The sequence below is a fragment of the Faecalibacterium sp. IP-3-29 genome (genome assembly GCF_023347335.1).
GTDB classification, from domain to species: domain Bacteria; phylum Bacillota; class Clostridia; order Oscillospirales; family Ruminococcaceae; genus Faecalibacterium; species Faecalibacterium duncaniae.
The window spans coordinates 596,808-616,196 of the sequence record NZ_CP094471.1; the positions used below are offsets into that span (position 1 = coordinate 596,808).

The following is a 19,389-nucleotide window of genomic DNA, read 5'->3' on the forward strand; positions in this document are numbered from 1 at the left end:
GTATCTCCTTTATTTTAACAGAACCGGGCGGGCATTTCCACCGGAAAAGCCGCTTTTTCGGTCGGTGCCCCGCAAAAGTCGGACAAACCCGGCGCTCTATTTGTGGAATTTCTGCAAAATTCTTTTCTTTTTCACTTTTGCCCTTTATAATAAGGTCTGTACTATGCGACCCGAATCTGAACCCGGCGGGATGCCGGTGTTCCAACAGGAGGAACTTTATTTTGAAAAAGATCATCACAAAGGCGGTCTGCCTGCTCTGCGCCGGTGCGCTGGTGCTGGGCGCAGCAGGCTGCTCCAAGTCCGCTGATTCTTCTTCTGCCGCTTCCAGCACAGCCGCCGCTGTTTACGGCAGCGCGGAAGATTACGATTACGAGAACTTCTCCTACAGCAGCGGTCTGGACGAGAATGGCTACTGGGAGGGCGTGAAAGCGCTTGACTATGTCACCCTGCCCGAGAACTTTGCAAGCCTTACCTTCAAGCGTTCTGAGATCGAGCCCACCGAGGAGGAGATCCAGAGCGAGATCGACAGCCTGCTCAGCGACCACGCCACCGAGAAGCAGGTGACGGACCGTGCCGCAGCGGACGGCGATACCGTCAACATCGACTATGCCGGTTCCGTGGATGGCGTTGCGTTCAGCGGCGGCACTTACAGCGGCTACAGCCTGACCCTGGGCAGCGGTACTTTCGTCGATGGCTTTGAGGATCAGATCGTAGGCCACACCCCCGGCGAGACCTTTGATGTCACCGTGACCTTCCCGGAGGGATACAGCGATTCTACCGATTCCGAGGGCAACACCGTTGTCCTGAGCGGCAAAAAGGCTGTGTTCTCCGTTACCCTGAACTACATCAGCGAGAAGGTCCTGCCCGAGCTGACCGACGCGTGGGTGGCCGAGAACTACGGCGAGAGCGATGATGTTCACACCGTGGAGGAGCTGAAAGCGCTCTACCAGAAGATGCTTTACAACACCAACCTGCAGAACGCCATCATGGACGACCTGCTGGCAAACTCCACCTTCAAGGAGCTGCCCAAGGAGGTCACCGATTATCAGGTGAACCAGTGCCTGAACTACTACTACACCATGGCCAACTACTACGGCTACGATCTGGACAGCTTTGTGCAGACCGCCGCTGGCTATGAGAACGCCGATGCCCTGCTGGAGGGGATGAGCGACAGCATCACCACCTACTCCAAGGAGGCCCTGCTCTATCAGGCAGTGGCCGAGACACTGGACATCGTGCCCACCCAGGAGCAGATCGATACCTATTCCTCCTACACCGGCACCTACGGTGAGAACTACTGCACCATGGTTGCCCTGATGGATGCCGTCACCGATGCGCTGACGGAAAGCGCAGTGGTGAGCTGAGTGTCCTGCCCCCCATATCAAGAGAACTTGTGCCGCTTCGGGTCTGCCGGGGCGGCATTTTTGTCTTGTTTGCAAACAATTTGTGAATTGTTGCCGTACCATCGAAAACCCTATTGACAAAGTGGGGTGTTTGGAGTATAGTTTTAGCAGTCGAACAGATAGAGTGCTAAAAATGAAATGGCAATCGATCTGAAAGACTGCTGAAATAACATTTCCGGTACGAATGGAGGTCGATTCTATGAATACCAATCAATATACGCAGAAAACGCTGGAAGCTCTGCAGGCTGCCCAGCAGCTGGCGGTGGAGTACCAGCACAACGCTTTGGAGCCGGAACATCTGCTGCACGCCCTGGCTTCGCAGGAGCAGGGCCTGATCCCGCAGCTTCTGCAGAAGCTGAACGTGGACCCGGGCAGCTTTGCCGCTGCTGTGGCCGAAAAGCTGTCAGCCCTGCCCCGGGTGTCCGGCTCCGGCCGTGACCCGGACAAGGTCTATATCTCGCAGGCAACGGATAAAGTCCTGAGCGCCGCCGCCCGGGAAGCCAAGGCCATGAAGGACGAATACGTCAGTGTGGAGCATGTGTTCCTGGGCCTGCTGGATGAGCCGACCCAGAACACCACGGAGCTGTTCCGCGACTTCAACATCAAGAAGGATGCGTTCCTGCAGCAGCTGACTGCCGTGCGCGGCAACCAGCGCGTGACCAACGACAACCCCGAGGATACCTACAACGCTCTGCAGAAATATGGCCAGGATCTGGTCGATCTGGCCCGGAAGCAGAAGCTGGACCCCGTGATCGGCCGTGATCAGGAGATCCGCAACGTCATCCGTATCCTGTCCCGTAAGACCAAGAACAACCCCTGCCTGATCGGTGAGCCCGGCGTTGGCAAGACTGCCATCGCCGAGGGTCTGGCCCAGCGGATCGTGCGCGGCGATGTGCCCGAGAACCTGAAGAACCGCACCGTGTTCAGCCTGGACATGGGCGCGCTGGTGGCCGGTGCAAAGTACCGCGGCGAGTTTGAGGAGCGCCTGAAGAGCGTCCTGAATGAGGTCAAGAAGAGCGAGGGCAAGATCATCCTCTTCATTGATGAGCTGCACACCATCGTGGGTGCGGGCAAGACCGACGGTGCCATGGATGCAGGCAACCTGCTCAAGCCCATGCTGGCCCGGGGTGAGCTGCACTGCATCGGCGCGACCACGCTGGACGAGTACCGCCAGTATATCGAAAAAGACCCCGCTCTGGAGCGCCGGTTCCAGCCGGTGCAGGTGGATGAGCCCACGGTGGAGGACACCATTTCCATCCTGCGTGGCCTGAAGGAGCGCTATGAGGTGTTCCACGGCGTGAAGATCAGCGATAATGCGCTGATCGCCGCCGCAACCCTCTCTGACCGCTATATCACCGACCGTTTCCTGCCGGATAAGGCCATCGACCTGGTGGATGAAGCCTGCGCCATGATCAAGACTGAGATGGACAGTATGCCCAGCGAGATGGATGATCTGGCCCACCGCATCACCCAGCTGCAGATCGAGCAGGTCAGCCTGAAAAAGGAGACCGATGCCCTGAGCCAGAGCCGCCTGCATGAGCTGGAAAAGGAACTGGCCGAGCTGCAGGATAAGTTCCGCAGCATGAAGGCAAAGTGGGAAAACGAGAAGAACGCCATTGGCAAGGTACAGACCCTGCGTGAGCAGATCGAGCAGACCAATGCCGCCATTGAGAAAGCCCAGCGTGAGTATGACCTGAACAAGGCTGCTGAGCTGAAATACGGCAAGCTGCCCGAGCTGCAGAAACAGCTGGAAGCGGAGGAAAAGCTGGCCAACGAGAAGAAGGAGGACAGCCTCCTGCGTGACCGTGTGACCGACGAGGAAATTGCCCGCATCGTGGCCCGCTGGACCGGCATCCCGGTGGAGAAGCTGGTGGAGGGCGAGCGCGAGAAGCTGCTGCACCTGGACGATGTGCTCCACAAGAGAGTCATCGGTCAGGACGAGGCCGTGACCAAGGTGAGCGAGGCCATCCTGCGCAGCCGCGCCGGGATCGCAAACCCCAACCGCCCCATCGGCAGCTTCCTCTTCCTCGGCCCCACCGGTGTGGGCAAGACCGAGCTGGCCAAGGCGCTGGCACAGGCTCTGTTTGACGATGAACGCAACATGGTGCGTATCGATATGACGGAGTATATGGAGAAGTTCAGCGTCAGCCGCCTGATCGGCGCGCCTCCGGGATACGTGGGTTATGAGGAGGGCGGCCAGCTGACCGAGGCTGTCCGCCGCAAACCCTACAGCGTGGTGCTGTTCGATGAGGTGGAAAAGGCCCACCCCGATGTGTTCAACATCCTGCTGCAGGTGCTGGACGATGGCCGCATCACCGACAGCCAGGGCCGTACCGTGGACTTCAAGAACACGGTGATCATCCTGACCTCGAATCTGGGCAGTGACATCATTCTGAACGATCTGGAGCAGCGCCGGGCACAGGGTTCCAACGAACTCAGCGACGAGGCAAAGCATCAGATCGACCTGCTGCTGAGGAGCAAGTTCCGCCCCGAGTTCCTGAACCGTCTGGACGAGATCGTCTACTACAAGAGCCTGACCAAGGACGAGATGCGCAAGATCGTGGATCTGCAGCTGGCAGACCTGCGCAGCCGCATGGACGAGGGCAAGCATCTGAATTTGGACGTGACCACCGCCGCCAAGGACTACATCATCGATTCTGCCTACGACAGCGTCTATGGTGCCCGCCCCATCAAACGGTTCATCCAGAGCCGGGTGGAGACTTTGATCGCCAAGGCGATCATTCAGGGCCGCTATGCCGAGGGCAGCACCCTGACCGTGGATTACGACGGAAATGCCCTTGTGCTGAAATGATTTTCCACAGTTTTACCAGTTTTGTACCTCTGTGCCGGCTGTAATGCTTGCATGGGGGTGCGGAATATGATATTATAACAAGTAACATTGATGTGCTTTTCATCGCGGAACAGCCACGGTGGAAAGCACATTTTTGTATCCCTAGGAAAGAACTCCTTCCGTCATCGCTGCGCGATGCCACCTCCCTCGGTGAGGGAGGCTGACCGTGCGGCAAGGCTCCCTCTTTGAGGGAGCTGGCTGCGAAGCAGACTGAGGGAGTCCGTTCTTTAATAAAAAACAGAAAGTTGAGTGTGATTTTCCTTTATTATGGACGATGGCAGTATGACGCTCTGGGCAGCGCTGGTGATCCTGGTGGGTTTCTCCGCCTTTTTCTCCGCATCCGAGACCGCATTTTCCTCCCTGAATCAGATCCGCCTGAAAAGCCGCGCCGAGGACGGCGATTCCTCTGCCGCCCGGGTGCTGGCCATGGCGGAGCAATACGATAAGCTGCTTTCCACCATCCTCATCGGCAACAATATCGTGAACATCGCCGCCGCTTCCATCGGCACCATCCTGTTTACCCAGATGCTGGGTGCCGAGCGGGGCGCAACGATGTCTACCATTGTGCTGACGATCATCGTGCTGATCTTTGGCGAAGTGACTCCCAAGAGCCTGGCCAAGGAGATGCCGGAAAAGGTGGCCACGGCAGTCTCGCCCTTCCTTGTGCTCCTGATGGCCCTGATGACCCCGCTGACCTGGCTGTTCACCCAGTGGAAAAAGCTGCTGGGCCACTTTGTCCACAGCGGCGAGGCCGATACCATCACAGAGGGTGAGCTGATGACCATGGTCAGCGAGGCTGAAAATGACGGCGAACTGACCGACCGGGAAAGCGAGCTCATCCGCAGCGCCATCGAGTTCGATGACGTGGAGGTGGAGGAGATCCTGACCCCCCGTGTGGATGTGGTGGCTGTGGAGGATGATATCCCGCTGGAGGAGCTGGCCCAGACCTTTGCGGAGTCCGGTTACTCCCGTCTGCCTGTCTACCACGGTACCATTGATAACATCATTGGTGTGGTACATGAAAAGGATTTCTATATCGCCCGCCTGAAAAAGGCGACCAAGATCGATGATCTGGTGGTGCCCACCCTGTATACCACGGGCTCCACGCAGATCTCCCAGCTGCTGCGCACCCTCCGGGAGCAGCACCACCACCTGGCCGTTGTTGTGGACGAATACGGCGGCACCGAAGGTATCATCACGCTGGAGGATATCCTGGAGGAGCTGGTGGGTGAGATCTGGGATGAGCACGACGAGGTCACTGAGGACTTCCGCAAGCAGTCGGACGGCAGCTGGCTGGTGTCCGGCTCTGCCAGCGTCGATGATCTGTATGAGGAGCTCGACCTGCCGGAGGAAGAGGATATCGATTCCAATACCGTCAACGGTCTGGTGCAGGAAAAGACCTGCCATCTGCCCAAGGTAGGCGACCGCTTTACCCTGGGCGAGTACGATGGTGTTGTTACCCGCACCGCCAAGCGCCGCGTGACGGAGGTGCGCCTGACCCCCGCCGCCCCGGCTGAGGATGCCGAGAAGGACGACGAAAAGGAGAAGCGCTTCTCCCGCCTTGCACAGCGCGGGGAGAGCCGCTGACAGGAAGCGTAAGATAGAAACAGTGAAACGCCGCCGGGTGGAGCTTTTGGCTCTGCCCGGCGGCGTTTTCTTGATTCAAGTCCTTGCCCGCGGCCCTGCACTGTGCTAAACTGAATAAAATACAGAACGCAGGAGGACAAGGAACTTGAAACGGATGTCGAAGTTTGCGCGCCGGTGTGCGGCGCTGATGCTGGCGGTGGTGCTGCTCTGCATGGCAGTGCCTGCCGCCTTTGCAGCGGAAGGGGACACCCTGCCCGCCGGTGCCACCACCATGGGCGGTGCCAACACTACTCTGATCCCGGACGAGGAGGAAAACTGCCTGAGCTGGCTCTTCGGCTCCGGCGATACCATCACCATGCCCTACCTGAACATCAAGGGGCAGGGCCTGCGCCGGAATGTGACCCTGGATCTTGAGGACTGTCTGGTGGGCATCACCTACACCGAGCTGGGCTCCATCGGCAGCTATGTCAGTGACGCGGCGGCACAGCAGGCGTGGAAAGCGCAGGCGGTGGCCATCCACTCCTATCTGGAATACCACAAGAAATACGGCTCTTCGGCCAACGCGCTGGTGTACACCCCCGTGGATCAGATCCCTTCCTCTGCCCGCAGCGCCATCCGCAGGGCAGTCTCTGAGGTTAAGGACGAGGTGCTGACCTGCAACGGCAGCGTCATCGATGCAGTGTGGTCGGCCAGCGCGGGGTACAACACCCAGACCGGCGTGTACGGCACCTGCTCCGGTCTGGATGCCTGGGGCACCGATGTGCCCTATCTGCAGAGCGTGGAAAGCCCCTACGAGGAGCAGTATCACAACCTGATGCGCCGGATCATCGGCAAGGATTACCGCTACATCGAGTATAACGACAGTAAGACCGGCCAGCCCTACGAGAGCGCCGACACCACCCATAAGGATCTGGGCGGCTTTGTCCAGTACAATACCTTTGTCTCGAACGGAAAGAGCTACCGCTACATCGGCCAGTTCGTTTCCTCCCGTTATTGCTTTGATTTCAGCGCGGACGAGAACGGAACCCCCTGCATGAACTACTATGGCTTCGGCCACGGTGTGGGCATGAGCCAGTGCGGCATGGTGGGCTATGCGCAGGAGCAGGGCATGGGCTACCGGGACATCCTGCGCCACTACTATACCGGCGTGTCCTTTGGTACGGTGGGCAGTGGCAGCTCGAACGGCGGCCTGTTCGGCTGGCTGTGGAGCCTGCTGGGACTGCAATAAATTTTGCACCGGAAAGCGCAGGAAATGCGGAAAAGCGCTTCTCAAACGGGACGAAATCTGGTATACTATTATAGTTTGTAAAAATGCGTCTGGGCGGCGGAATGGCCCAGTGAAGTGGAGAAGTCGGAATGCAGTTGGAGAAAGCAAAGGAAACAAAGCAGGACATGGAGCGCTGCCGCCTGCTGGCACAGCGCATTGCGGAGGAGCTGGCCCCGGCAACAGCTGCGGTGCTGAACGCCGAGACCCCGGCACTGGAAAAGGCCCTGCACCGGGCGGGCGTGGATGCCAACCCCTTTACAGTGGCTGCCCGGCAGGCAGACCTGCTGGTGGTGGAGGACCCCGCCTGGGTGGAGATGCCCGCGCAGCTGCCCGGACAGGTGCTGCTGGTGTTTACCGGCAGCAACGTGGCTGAGGGCTGGGCCGAGGAACTGGCCCGCCGGGGCTACTACCGGGATTTCTGCTGGCGCAGCCGGGGCCGTGCCCAGCAGTCGGCTCTGTACTGCACGGTCCAGCCTGCCACCGCCGAGATGATCGCGGGCTATGAGAAGGAGTTGGATCTCCTGCGTGACCGGATGGTGCGTGCCGAGCGCACCTGCAACGAGGAGGCTGCCCTCATTGAGCGGCTCCGCAGCGATCTTTCCCTGAGCCGCAGCCATGCCAAGAACCTGGAAAAGACCCTGAACGAGGTGACCAGCTCTACCTTCTGGAAGCTGACCTGGCCCATGCGGTATGTTGTCAGCAAGAGCCGCCAGATCTGGCACACCTTCCCGCTTTTCGTCCTGCTGGGGGAGCTGCGCCGGGACGGCATCTCGGGAGTGCGGGAGCACGCCCGCGCCAGGCGGGAATATGCCGCCCTCTTCCCGGGGAACCTCCTGCGGGCCGACCGCTTTGCCCCGGTGGAGCTGCTGGTCAGGCAGGCAAACGATCAGCCTGCCGGTCCCAAGATCAGCATCGTGGTGCCCCTGTACAACACCCCGCTGGATTTCCTGGACGAGATGCTGGATTCCGTGGTGAACCAGACCTACAAGAACTGGGAGCTCTGCTGCGTGGATGCCGGTAAGGACGAGGCCGTAGGCCAGCATGTGCAGGCCCGTGCGAAGGCCGATGCACGCATCCGGTATCAGAAGCTGGAAAAGAATGAGCTGATCCCCGGCAACACCAACAAGGGCTTTGAGATGGCCACCGGTGAGTATATCGCCCTGCTGGACCACGATGACCTGCTGCATCCCTGCGCCCTGTGGTACGCGGCCAGGGCCATTGCCGAGCAGAAGGCCGACTTTGTCTACACCGACGAGGCGACCTTTGAGGGGAAGCCGGAGCATGTGGTGCTCTACCACTTCAAGCCCGACTTCATGCTGGACAACCTCCGCTCCAATAACTACATCTGCCACCTGACCGTGTTCAGCCGCGCCCTGATGGAGCGGGCCGGCGGCGGCGAGCGGATGGAGTACAACGGCAGCCAGGATTACGAGCTGTTCCTTCGCCTGACGGAGCAGGCTGAGAAGATCGTTCACATTCCCCATGCCCTGTATTACTGGCGCTCCAGCCCCGGCAGCACGGCGGCGGATATCTCCGCCAAGACCTACTGCATCGACGCAGGCATTGCGGCCCTCAAGGCCCACTATGCCCGCTGCGGGATCGCTGTGGACGATGTTGCCCTCATCCCCGGCACCCCGGGCTATTACAAGACCGATTACACCATTGAGCACCCGGGCCGGGTGAGCATCCTCATCCCCACCTGCGACCACATCCGGGATCTGGAGCTCTGCGTGGATTCCATCTATGCCCGCACCACCTACCCGGATTTTGAACTCATCCTTATCGAGAACAACAGCAAGCAGCCCGAGACCTTCCGCGCCTACGAGCGGATGCAGAAGGAACACCCGGACAACCTCAAGGTCGTGACCTGGGAGGGCAAGGGCTTCAATTACAGCGCCCTGAACAACTTTGGCGAGCAGTATGCCACCGGCGAATACCTGCTGCTGCTCAACAACGATACTGAGGTCATCACCCCCAACTGGCTGGAGGAAATGGTCATGTACGCCCAGCAGAAGCGGGTGGGCTGTGTGGGTGCAAAGCTGCTTTACCCCGATGACACCATTCAGCACGCTGGCATCGGCTTTGGCATCGGCGGCGTGGCGGGCCACCTGCACAAGTATTTTCCGGCGGCATCCGATGGCTACATGGGGCGGCTGAACTATGTGCAGGATGTTTACGGCGATACCGCCGCCTGCCTGCTCATCCGCAGAGAGATCTATGATGAGATGAACGGCCTGGACGAGAGCTATGCCGTGGCCTTCAACGATGTGGATTTCTGTGTCCGTGTGCGGGAGGCGGGCTACACCAACGTGTTTACCCCCTTTGCCCAGCTCTACCACTACGAGAGCAAGAGCCGCGGCACCGAGGACAACCCCGAAAAGCAGAAGCGCTTCCAGGGCGAGGTGCTCCGCTTCCAGGCCCGCTGGGGAGACCTGCTGGCCGCGGGTGATCCCTGCACCAACCCCAACTTTGATATCCAGCGTGAGGACTTCGCGCTGAAGATCCTGCCTTTGGAGTGAATTGATGAAACTCTCTGCTTGTATTGTTGTTTACAACGGCTATGACGAGGCGCTGAAGGCGGCGCAGACGGTGCTACACTGCACACGCCGCTACCCGGTGACCCTGTATCTGGTGGACAATGCCAGCCCGGACGGCAGCGGCAAAAAGCTGGAGCAGGCCGTGGCGGACGGCCTGCTGGCAGCAGGTCCGGGCCAGCAGGTGGTGGTGCACTGCCGCACCGAGAACGGCGGCTTTGGCACCGGCCACAATATGATCCTGCCCGAGCTGGACAGCGATTTCCATTTTATCCTCAATCCGGATATCCAGCTGACCGCTGATACCCTGAGTGATCTGGCCGACTGGATGGCCGCCCACCCGGATGCCGTGATGGCCCGGCCCTCGCTGGTGTTCCCGGACGGTAAGCCCCAGCAGCTGCCCCTGCGCCGGTGCGCCCTGCGGCCCATGCTCTACCGCCAGCTGCCCCGGCTCAGCTTCTGGAAAGGCCAGAACGACCACTACCTGATGCTGGATGAGGACCTGACCAGGCCCATCGAGATCGAGTTCTGCACCGGCAGCTTTTCTGGTGTGCGCACCAGCACCTTCAAGGCGGTGGGCGGCTTTGACGAGAGCTACTTCATGTATGTGGAGGATGCGGACCTTACCCAGAAGATGCGCACCCGGGGCAAGGTGTATCTGGTGCCCCAGTATACCGCCATCCACGCCTGGCACCGCGCTGCCCACCGGGATCTCAAGCCCGCCCTCTGGCAGACGGGAAACCTGCTGAAGTATTTCCATAAGTGGGGCTTCAAGTGGTAAGAAACGCTCCACCATCGCGATGTGCTGCCGCCGTGGGCGGCTGAACGGTTCTGTTTGACGGACTGTTCCGGAAAAAATTCTGGAACAGGCCGTTTTTTCTTGCTTTTTTTTCGATTTGAGAGTAGAATAAGGTGTAAAACTATCTGATGCCGCCCCGCGCGGCCAGAACTTTTACCCTGTAACTTTGTTGACAGCGGACGCAGCTCCGCTTTGAATATTACGAGGTGAGCGTTTCACCCCGTATAGCTGCACAACTTTTTCAATACAAATAAAGGAGTGCACAAATTATGAAAGGCATTATTCTGGCCGGCGGTGCCGGCACCCGGCTTTATCCGTTGACGATGGTCACCAGCAAGCAGCTGCTGCCTGTCTACGATAAGCCCATGATCTACTATCCTCTGTCCACCCTCATGCTGGCGGGCATTCAGGATATCCTGATCATCTCCACCCCCACTGATACGCCGCGCTTTGAGGCGCTGCTGGGCGATGGCAGCCAGTATGGCATCCATCTGCAATATAAGGTCCAGCCCTCTCCCGATGGTCTGGCACAGGCCTTTATTCTGGGCGAAGAGTTCATCGGCGACGACTGCTGCGCCATGATCCTGGGCGACAACATCTTCTACGGCAACGGCTTCTCCAAGATCCTCAAGACTGCCGCCGCCAATGCAGAGACCAAGGGCCGCTGCACTGTGTTCGGCTACTATGTGCAGGACCCCGAGCGCTTCGGCATCGTGGAATTTGACCAGAACGGCAAGGTGCTGAGCGTGGAAGAAAAGCCCGAGCACCCGAAGAGCAATTACGCCATCACCGGCCTGTACTTCTACAACAAGGAAGTGGTCCAGATGGCAAAGCAGGTCAAGCCCTCTGCCCGCGGTGAGCTGGAGATCACGACCCTGAACGATATGTACCTGAAGAAGGACGAGCTGGATGTCCAGCTGCTGGGCCGCGGTTTTGCATGGCTGGACACCGGCACGATGGAGAGCCTGGTGGATGCCGCCGACTTTGTCCGCATGGTCGAGAAGCGTCAGGGCATCAAGATCAGCGCCCCCGAAGAGATCGCCTTCAAGTACGGCTGGATCGACCGCGAGACCCTGCTGGAGAGCGCTTCCCGTTATGGTAAGAGCCCCTACGGCCAGCACCTCAAGAACGTGGCCGATGGAAAACTGAGATATTGATGCAGGAGGGGAATCACCCATGAAAATCATCGTCACCGGCTGCAAGGGCCAGCTTGGCACCGAGATCATCAAGCAGCTGCGGGAGGGCCGCAGCGAGATCGGCCCCATTCCCGAAAAGCTGATGAACGCCACCGTGATCCCGGTGGATCTGCCGGAGCTGGACATCTCCAACTATAAGATGGTGGATGACTTCATCCGCCGCCAGCGCCCGGATGTCATCATCAACTGCGCCGCCTACACCAACGTGGACGGCTGCGAGGTAAACCACGACGCAGCCTTCAAGGCAAACGCTCTGGGCCCCCGCAATCTGGCACAGGCCGCCGAAAAGACCGGTGCCCGCCTGGTGCATGTCTCCACGGACTATGTGTTCTCCGGCCGTGAGAACGGCGGCATTGCACAGGACGAGGCCACCATCCCCGGCCCCATCAGCGCCTACGGCTCCACCAAGCTCATGGGCGAAAAGTATGTGGAGCAGTTCTGCCACCGCCACTTCATCGTCCGCACGGCATGGCTGTACAGCTACTACGGCAAGAACTTCGTCAAGACCATCGTCAACGCCGGCCGGAAATTCGGCAAGCTGGAGGTGGTCAACGACCAGTGCGGCAACCCCACCAACGCGGTTGACCTGGCCCATGAGCTGCTGCAGCTCTGCGTGACCCATGAGTACGGCCTGTATCACTGCACCGGTGAGGGCATCTGCTCCTGGTACGATTTTGCTTCCGAGATCATCCGCCTGTCTGGTGTGGATGCCTCTGTGGCTCCCTGCACCAGCGAGGAGTACAAGGCAAAGCATCCCGAAAGCGCCGACCGCCCCAAGTGGAGCGCACTGGACAACCGGATGCTCCGCTGCACCGTGGGCAACGATGTGCGGGACTGGAAAGAGGCCCTGGCCTGCTTCTTTGAGCACTGGGACGGCGAGAACGGAATGAAGTAAAGGTCAATTAAACCCCTCAGTCTCGCTTCGCTCGACAGCTCCCCTAATAGGGGAGGTGGCAATGCGAAGCATTGACGGAGAGGTTGTACAGAGGAAAAAGTCTGAAATGCAGGAGAGTAGTATGAAAAAATATCTGATCACCGGCTGCGCCGGTTTTATCGGCTCCAACTTTGTCCACTATATGCTCAAGAAGTACCCCGAGATCCTGCTGGTCAACCTGGATAAGCTGACCTATGCCGGCAATCTGGAGAACCTGAAGGACGTGGAGGGTGACCCCCGCCATGTGTTCGTGCAGGGCGACATCTGCGACAAGGAGCTGGTGGAGAGCCTGTTTGCAAAGTACGATTTCGATTATGTCATCAACTTTGCCGCTGAGAGCCATGTGGACCGTTCCATCAAGAACCCCGAGATCTTTGTCCAGAGCAACGTCATGGGTACCGTGAACCTGCTGCAGCGTGCCAAGGAAGCCTGGTACGATGCCGATGCCAAGACCTGGAAGGAAGGCAAGAAGTACCTGCAGGTCTCCACCGATGAGGTCTACGGCGCTCTGGGTGCCGAGGGCTTCTTCATGGAGACCACCCCGCTGTGCCCCCACAGCCCCTATTCCTCCTCCAAGGCCAGCGCTGATATGTTCGTTATGGCATTCCACGATACCTACGGTATGCCCATCAACATTACCCGCTGCTCCAACAACTACGGTCCCTATCAGTTCCCTGAAAAGCTGATCCCCCTGATGATCAACAACGTCAAGCACCACAAGCAGCTGCCTGTCTACGGTGACGGTATGCAGATCCGCGACTGGCTGTACGTTGAGGATCACTGCAAGGCCATCGATATGGTCTGCAACGGCGGCAAGATCGGCGAGGTCTACAATGTGGGCGGCCACAACGAGCGTCCCAACATCTTCATCGTCAAGACCATCATCGAGCAGCTGCACGACCGCCTGAAGGACGACGGCATCAGCGAGGATCTGATCAAGCACGTTGCCGACCGTTTGGGCCACGACCGCCGCTACGGCATCGACCCCACCAAGATCAAGAACGATCTGGGCTGGTACCCCGAGACCCCGTTCGAGAAGGGCATCGTCCTGACCATCGACTGGTATCTCGACCACGAGGAGTGGATGGAGCACATCACCAGCGGCAACTATCAGAAATACTACGAGGAAATGTACAAGAATAAGTAAGTTCTTGTTCGGTATATTGAAAAAGAGGGAACGTCCATCCGCAGACTGTTCGTAAAACAGTATTCAACAAATGACACGGCAACTGGATGTCAGGATTGGTTACGGTTCACTCCGCTGGGTCTAAAAAGCAAAAAGTCCCATGCCCGCACCGCCAAAGTGCTGGGCATGGGACTTTTTGCGTCTGGGAACGGTACACCTCTATCGAGGTGTAACATACTGGACTTTGTACCAAAATCGTGTGCCAAAGGAGATTGTGCTCCTTTGGAATTTCCGTCATCATAGAGGAAAGAAACAATCTATTAACTTTCCCATGCAGCAACAATGCTTCTTTCTGGGTTTTGAGGATCAATAGTCACCTTTATAGGTGTTCCCTTGCTCACGAGAGGATTGAACCAAAACCAATGGGACTGTCCATAATAAGTGTCTTTTCCAATCTTATATTGGTACCGGATCACCCAAGGATAAATTACATCTTCATCAGCAAGGTGATAGGTACTCATGTGGAATTTTATGTGAACCCTTTTTACTGCAGTAACTTTTCCGGAAACAATCTTTCCGTTTTTCAGCAGGTCTGCTTTGCGGATGTCTGTAATCCATGCTACCCCGATAATTGCGATAGCAATAAGCCACGCAGCTATGAGTGCCCCGATTCCAACTTGCTTATAGGCGATAGAAATCAGAAAAGCAACAAAAATCCCAACAGCACCAAGAATATGGAGCAAATCTTTAGAAAAGAACTTATGGATTTTTTTCATGGAGAGACACTTCCTTCCACGAGGTTTTGTTACACTTGGAATACGGATAAACCGGGAAGAAGATTGCGGTCATGCCGGAAAGATTTCTCAGCCCAAACTGATCCCCATGCGTTTTGCAACGGTGAGGAGCTCGCAGCCCTCGGGGATATTGCGGGTCTTACCGGCGATATCCTCCAGACGGTTGGAGATAACGTGATTGTTCACGAGAGCCACCGTAACGCCGTACTGCTCGATCTCCACCAGCTTGGCGGCGTAGCTGCCGAACTGGGTAGCCAGCACGCGGTCATAGGCGCTGGGGCTGCCGCCGCGCTGCATGTGGCCCGGGATGCAGACCCGGGTCTCCATGCCGGTCTTTTTCTGGACGGCGGCGGCAATGCGGTTGGTGGCGGTGGTGTAACCGGCCTCGGCGCGCTTGGCGGTCCACTCCTTGCGCTTCAGCTTGGCCTCGTCCACGTTCATGGCACCCTCGGCCACAGCGATGATGGAGAAGTTGGAGCCGCGCTTTGCCCGGCGCTCCACGGCCTCGCAGACGCGGTCGATGTCGTAGGGCTGCTCGGGCAGCAGGATGATATCCGCGCCGCCTGCAATGCCGGAGTAGAGGGTCAGCCAGCCGGCCTTGTTGCCCATGATCTCGATGCACATCACGCGGCTGTGGCTGCCGGCGGTGGTGTGGATGCGGTCGATGACTTCGGTGGCAATGTCCACAGCGGTGTGGAAGCCAAAAGTCACATCGGTGCCGTAGATATCGTTGTCGATGGTCTTGGGCAGACCGATGATGTTCAGGCCCTCCTGCGAGAGCAGGTTGGCGGTTTTATGGGTGCCGTTGCCGCCCAGGCAGAGCAGGCAGTCCAGCTTTGCGTCCTTGTAGGTCTTTTTCATGGCCGCGACCTTATCAATCTTGTCATCCTCGACCACGCGCATCAGCTTGAAGGGGGTGCGCTTGGTGCCCAGAATGGTGCCGCCCAGTGTCAGGATGCCGCGGAAGTCATCCTCGCACATCTCCTTGTATTCGCCGTTGATCAGGCCGTGGTAGCCGTTCAGGATGCCCACGATCTCCACATTATCACCCATCCGGGCATACAATGCCTTTGCCACGCCGCGAATGGTTGCGTTCAGGCCCGGGCAGTCGCCGCCGGAGGTCAGGATGCCAACACGTTTTTTCATCTCACAAATCCCTCGTTTCCTCTTGATCTTTCCCGCCGCAGAGCAGGGGATATCTGGTACTATAAGAGTATTCCCAAAGGGGAAATGTGTCAAGAAAAAATTTTGTAAAAAGAAAAAAGAGACACACCGAAGTATGTCTCTTTTTCGATCGGAGCAGCGGGATTTGAACCCACGGCCTCCTCGTCCCGAACGAGGCGCGCTACCAACTGCGCTATGCCCCGAAAATACCGCAGCCGGAAGGCGACTGCGGTTTTCTGGTTGGGGATGAGAGAATCGAACTCCCACAAGTAGAGTCAGAGTCTACCGCACTACCACTATGCAAATCCCCATCATTCTGTTGTCGTCAGCTTTGAACCTCGCCGCTGACAAGGGATATTATACTATACGGCCCGGGTCTTGTCAACACTTTTTTTGAGATTTTTCGCCTGAGCAGAAAATGCCAAAAACTTTCTCTTTCCGGCAAAGTATGTTAGAATAGAGCCACTAAGATTCAGGAGGATATTTTTATGCTGAAACGTCTGCGCGCAAAGCATCCCGTCGGGTTCTGCGTTTTATCCGAGGTGCTGTTTCTGGGCAGCCTGCTGCTGGCATCCTATCTCATTGTGTTTGCACTGGTGCTTTTGGGGGTGGATCTGGAACGGGTGGACTCCTACTTCCTCAGCGCCGTGCAGGAGGCGGTGGGCATGGTGGTGGCGTTGGTCATTCTGGGCCGCACCGGTAAGATGTACCTGCTCCGCCGCCGGGGCAGCGGCTTTTTCAATGGGCTGCTGGTGGGAATGTATCCGCTGGTGCTCATCGGTTACAGCCTGTATACCAAGCTGATGTTCGGGATGCCCGAGGATGGCCAGCTGCAGCCTGCGTTCAGCATCTTCAGCTTCTTTTTGAGCATGGCACTGGTGGGCGTGGCGGAGGAGTTCATCTTCCGCGGGGTCATTGCCCAGAGCCTGCTGGAGCGTTTCGGCACCGGCAGGGCGGGGGTCTGGAAAGCCTGTCTGCTGTCGGGCCTGCTGTTTGGCGCGGCCCACCTGACCAATCTGCTGTCCAGCGCTCCCTTCGGTGTGCTGATGCAGTGTGTCTTTGCGGCATCGCTGGGCACGCTGTTCGCAGCCATCTATTTCCGCACCGGCAACCTGTGGGTCACGGTGTTCCTGCACGGGGCCATGGACATTGCCTCTATGCTGGTGGGCGGCCTGTACGGCACGGAGGACGTGGCCGAGAGCATTTCGGGCTATGATGCCAGCATGATGCTCTCGATCCTGATCTATCTTATCCCGACTCTCTTCCTGCTGCGCAAAAAGAAGATCGGCGAGGTGGCGCTCTACTTTGGCCGGGACTGCGCCCCGGCAGCTGCTCCGGCCCCGGAGGAAAACGGGGAACGGCTCCGGTAAGCCCTCTTGCCTTTTGAAACAAAAAGGATTACAATCAGTCAAGGCAAACCGAGAGACAAATACTTCGATTCGGAGGAGAAGATATTATGGCATGTACAACGCTTCTGGTTGGTAAAAACGCATCCTATGACGGCTCCACCATGATCGCCCGCAACGACGATTCCGGTTCCGGCCATTTCACAGCAAAGAAATTCGTGGTGGTCCAGCCCGAGGAGCATCCGGCGGTCTACCGCTCGGTGCTGTCCCATGTGGAGATCCCGCTGCCCGGTGACCCCATGCGGATGACCGCCATGCCCAACGCCGTGGAGGGCAAGGGGATCTGGGCCGCAGCCGGTGTCAATGCAGCCAATGTCGGCATGACCGCCACCGAGACCATCACCTCCAACCCCCGCGTGCTGGGCGCTGACCCGCTGGTGGTGTACCAGCCTGCCAGGGGGGAGCAGCCCGAGGTGCCCGGCGGCATCGGCGAGGAGGACATCGTCTATCTGGTGCTGCCCTACATCCACACCGCCCGCGAGGGCGTGGAGCGGCTGGGCAAGCTGCTGGAGACCTACGGTACTTACGAGATGAACGGCATTGCGTTCCAGGATGTGAACGAGATCTGGTGGCTGGAGACCATCGGCGGCCATCACTGGATGGCACGCCGTGTGCCCGATGACAGTTATGTGGTGATGCAGAACCAGCTGGGCATTGATGCCTTTGATCTGGACGATGCCTTTGGCGCGCAGGAAAACTATCTCTGTTCGGCTGACCTGAGGGAGTTCATTGCAAAGTATCACCTCGACCTGGCACAGGACGGCGTGTTCGACCCTCGTGCCGCCTTTGGCAGCCACACCGATTCCGACCACGTTTACAACACGCCTCGCGCCTGGTACATGCTGCGTACCCTGAACCCCACCACCTGGGTCTGGGATGGCCCCGATGCCGACTATACCCCGGCTTCCGACGACCTGCCCTGGTGCATGGTACCGGAGAAGAAGATCACCCCCGAGGATGTGAAATATGTGCTGTCCAGCCATTATCAGGGCACGCCGTACGATCCGTATGCAAGCTACGGTGCCAGAGAGAACCGGGGCGTTTACCGCTCCATCGGCATCAACCGCAACGACTTTGTGGCGCTGATTCAGCTGCGGCCTGATCTGCCCGCCGACCTGCAGGCAGTGGAGTGGGTGGCCTACGCCTCCAATGCCCTGAACGCCATGGTGCCCTTCTACGCCAATGTGGAGACGACCCCGGCCTATCTGGCCGGCACCACCGGTGAGGTGTCCACCGACAGCTTCTACTGGGTCAGCCGGATGATCGCTGCGATGGCGGATGCTTCCTATGGCAAGTCGGTGTTCCATGTCGAGCGCTATGAGCTGGGGGTGCTCTCCGCCTGCCGTGCCCTGCTGAATCAGTATGACGCAAAGCAGCTGGCCGAGACCGATCCCGCCCGCCGCGCCGCCCTGCGCCAGGAGGCCAACGAGGCCCTGGCCGCTGAGGTCAAGGCCCGCGCCGCCGACACGCTGGATAAGGTGCTGTTTGAGCTGAGCAGCAATATGAAGAACGCATATTCCCGTTCGGATATGTGATATTTGAACGATATAATCCATCTGGTAGAAATAAGAATGCCCTGTACCATGCAAAACGGTACAGGGCATTGTTGTTTTGAAAGATAATTTAAGCGGCCAGAGCGGTCTTGATGGCGTTCATCACGGCATCGCTGTTCTCACAGCACACCATGACCACTTCGCCGGTGGGGACAGTGGCCACCTTGGCGGAGGCGGCGATCTGATACTGATCCTCGAGGTAGTGCTCCATCGTCTGCTGCTGGTTCTGGATATAGGCATCCATTGCGTCCACGACCTCCTGCGTCTTGCCCTCAGCAGGCTTGACGATGGCAACGCCGTAGCTCTGCACCATCATGGCAGAGAGGGAGGCGGCAAGATCGGTGTAGCTGCCCTCGGGCAGGTCCAGCAGGGGGAGCAGCATGTTCTGGATCTCATCGTTCAGGTCCTCCGCCGGATAGCTGGCGCTGTAGCCGTACTGGGCGGTGAACTTGCCGTCCTCTGCCGGGGAGAAGATCATATAATAATCATTGTCCTCGGCTTCCCGGGCATCGTGGATGATCTGGGTGTAGTCTTTGGGGGTGGTATCTTTTTTGCTGCCGCAGCCGGTGAACACCAGCAGGGCACAGCCAAGAGCCAGCAGCGCGGCAAGAATGCGTTTTTTCATGGTCGTAGTTCCTTTCGTCTGACAAAGGCAGGGTGATCGTGATCAGTCTGCCCGCCTTTGGGGGCGTTTATGCAGCCGCTGAACGGCGGCCTTGTATCAGGAATACGGCCCGGTCGGCCGGAAGATTGCACGGCAGTTGTAACAGTTCTG

At 58.3% G+C, this 19,389-nt stretch carries 14 protein-coding genes and 2 tRNA genes; 11 read left to right on the top strand and 5 right to left on the bottom strand.

Annotated features, from left to right (window positions below; translation table 11 throughout):
* Positions 1-221: 221 nt before the first annotated feature.
* From MTP40_RS02770 to rfbB, 9 genes are all read left to right on the top strand, one after another.
* The gene (locus MTP40_RS02770) at positions 222-1,364 is read left to right on the top strand and encodes a trigger factor (protein WP_242700922.1); all 1,143 of its coding nucleotides are present in this window, start codon (positions 222-224) and stop codon (positions 1,362-1,364) included.
* A 238-nt stretch (positions 1,365-1,602) separates the two neighbouring features.
* A complete protein-coding gene (clpB, locus tag MTP40_RS02775; protein ID WP_249259778.1) occupies positions 1,603-4,215 on the top strand; it encodes an ATP-dependent chaperone ClpB in 2,613 nt (870 codons plus the stop codon).
* Between the two features lie 306 nt (positions 4,216-4,521).
* On the top strand, positions 4,522-5,841 hold the full coding sequence (locus MTP40_RS02780; RefSeq protein ID WP_249259779.1) for an HlyC/CorC family transporter: 1,320 nt from the start codon (positions 4,522-4,524) through the stop codon (positions 5,839-5,841).
* Between the two features lie 154 nt (positions 5,842-5,995).
* Positions 5,996-7,069 (top strand): sporulation protein SpoIID, encoded by a 1,074-nt coding sequence (locus MTP40_RS02785; RefSeq protein ID WP_249260081.1) that lies wholly within the window; start codon positions 5,996-5,998, stop codon positions 7,067-7,069.
* A gap of 128 nt (positions 7,070-7,197) precedes the next feature.
* Positions 7,198-9,627 carry a glycosyltransferase family 2 protein gene (locus tag MTP40_RS02790; protein WP_249259780.1) on the top strand — a complete coding sequence of 810 codons (2,430 nt, stop codon included), beginning with the start codon at positions 7,198-7,200 and terminating at the stop codon, positions 9,625-9,627.
* Between the two features lie 4 nt (positions 9,628-9,631).
* Positions 9,632-10,423, top strand: coding sequence for a glycosyltransferase (locus MTP40_RS02795; protein WP_005936487.1), 792 nt, complete (start codon positions 9,632-9,634; stop codon positions 10,421-10,423).
* 287 nt (positions 10,424-10,710) lie between these two features.
* On the top strand, positions 10,711-11,598 hold the full coding sequence (rfbA, locus tag MTP40_RS02800) for a glucose-1-phosphate thymidylyltransferase RfbA (RefSeq protein WP_005936491.1): 888 nt from the start codon (positions 10,711-10,713) through the stop codon (positions 11,596-11,598).
* Positions 11,599-11,617: 19 nt separating this feature from the next.
* Complete coding sequence (rfbD, locus tag MTP40_RS02805; RefSeq protein WP_117534607.1) at positions 11,618-12,532, top strand: dTDP-4-dehydrorhamnose reductase; 915 nt, start codon at positions 11,618-11,620, stop codon at positions 12,530-12,532.
* A 121-nt stretch (positions 12,533-12,653) separates the two neighbouring features.
* Complete coding sequence (rfbB, locus tag MTP40_RS02810; protein WP_117534608.1) at positions 12,654-13,718, top strand: dTDP-glucose 4,6-dehydratase; 1,065 nt, start codon at positions 12,654-12,656, stop codon at positions 13,716-13,718.
* A 299-nt stretch (positions 13,719-14,017) separates the two neighbouring features.
* Here rfbB and MTP40_RS02815 read toward each other — a convergent pair whose 3' ends face one another.
* The 4 genes from MTP40_RS02815 to MTP40_RS02830 all read right to left on the bottom strand — a co-directional run bounded on the left by MTP40_RS02815 (position 14,018) and on the right by MTP40_RS02830 (position 15,966).
* On the bottom strand, positions 14,018-14,473 hold the full coding sequence (locus MTP40_RS02815) for a DUF3592 domain-containing protein (protein WP_097771809.1): 456 nt from the start codon (positions 14,471-14,473) through the stop codon (positions 14,018-14,020).
* An 87-nt stretch (positions 14,474-14,560) separates the two neighbouring features.
* A complete protein-coding gene (locus tag MTP40_RS02820; protein WP_097772736.1) occupies positions 14,561-15,637 on the bottom strand; it encodes a 6-phosphofructokinase in 1,077 nt (358 codons plus the stop codon).
* A gap of 148 nt (positions 15,638-15,785) precedes the next feature.
* A tRNA-Pro gene (locus MTP40_RS02825) sits at positions 15,786-15,858 on the bottom strand.
* A 34-nt stretch (positions 15,859-15,892) separates the two neighbouring features.
* Positions 15,893-15,966: transfer RNA gene (locus MTP40_RS02830), tRNA-Gln, on the bottom strand.
* A gap of 177 nt (positions 15,967-16,143) precedes the next feature.
* Between MTP40_RS02830 and MTP40_RS02835 the strand changes: the two genes are divergently transcribed.
* Both MTP40_RS02835 and MTP40_RS02840 read left to right on the top strand, forming a co-directional pair.
* The gene (locus MTP40_RS02835) at positions 16,144-17,025 is read left to right on the top strand and encodes a CPBP family intramembrane glutamic endopeptidase (RefSeq protein ID WP_238078441.1); all 882 of its coding nucleotides are present in this window, start codon (positions 16,144-16,146) and stop codon (positions 17,023-17,025) included.
* Between the two features lie 86 nt (positions 17,026-17,111).
* A complete protein-coding gene (locus tag MTP40_RS02840; RefSeq protein ID WP_249259781.1) occupies positions 17,112-18,596 on the top strand; it encodes a C69 family dipeptidase in 1,485 nt (494 codons plus the stop codon).
* An 88-nt stretch (positions 18,597-18,684) separates the two neighbouring features.
* On the opposite strand, the gene MTP40_RS02845 is transcribed toward MTP40_RS02840, so the two are convergent.
* The gene (locus MTP40_RS02845; protein WP_156059958.1) at positions 18,685-19,239 is read right to left on the bottom strand and encodes a DUF4358 domain-containing protein; all 555 of its coding nucleotides are present in this window, start codon (positions 19,237-19,239) and stop codon (positions 18,685-18,687) included.
* Between the last annotated feature and the right edge of the window lie 150 nt (positions 19,240-19,389).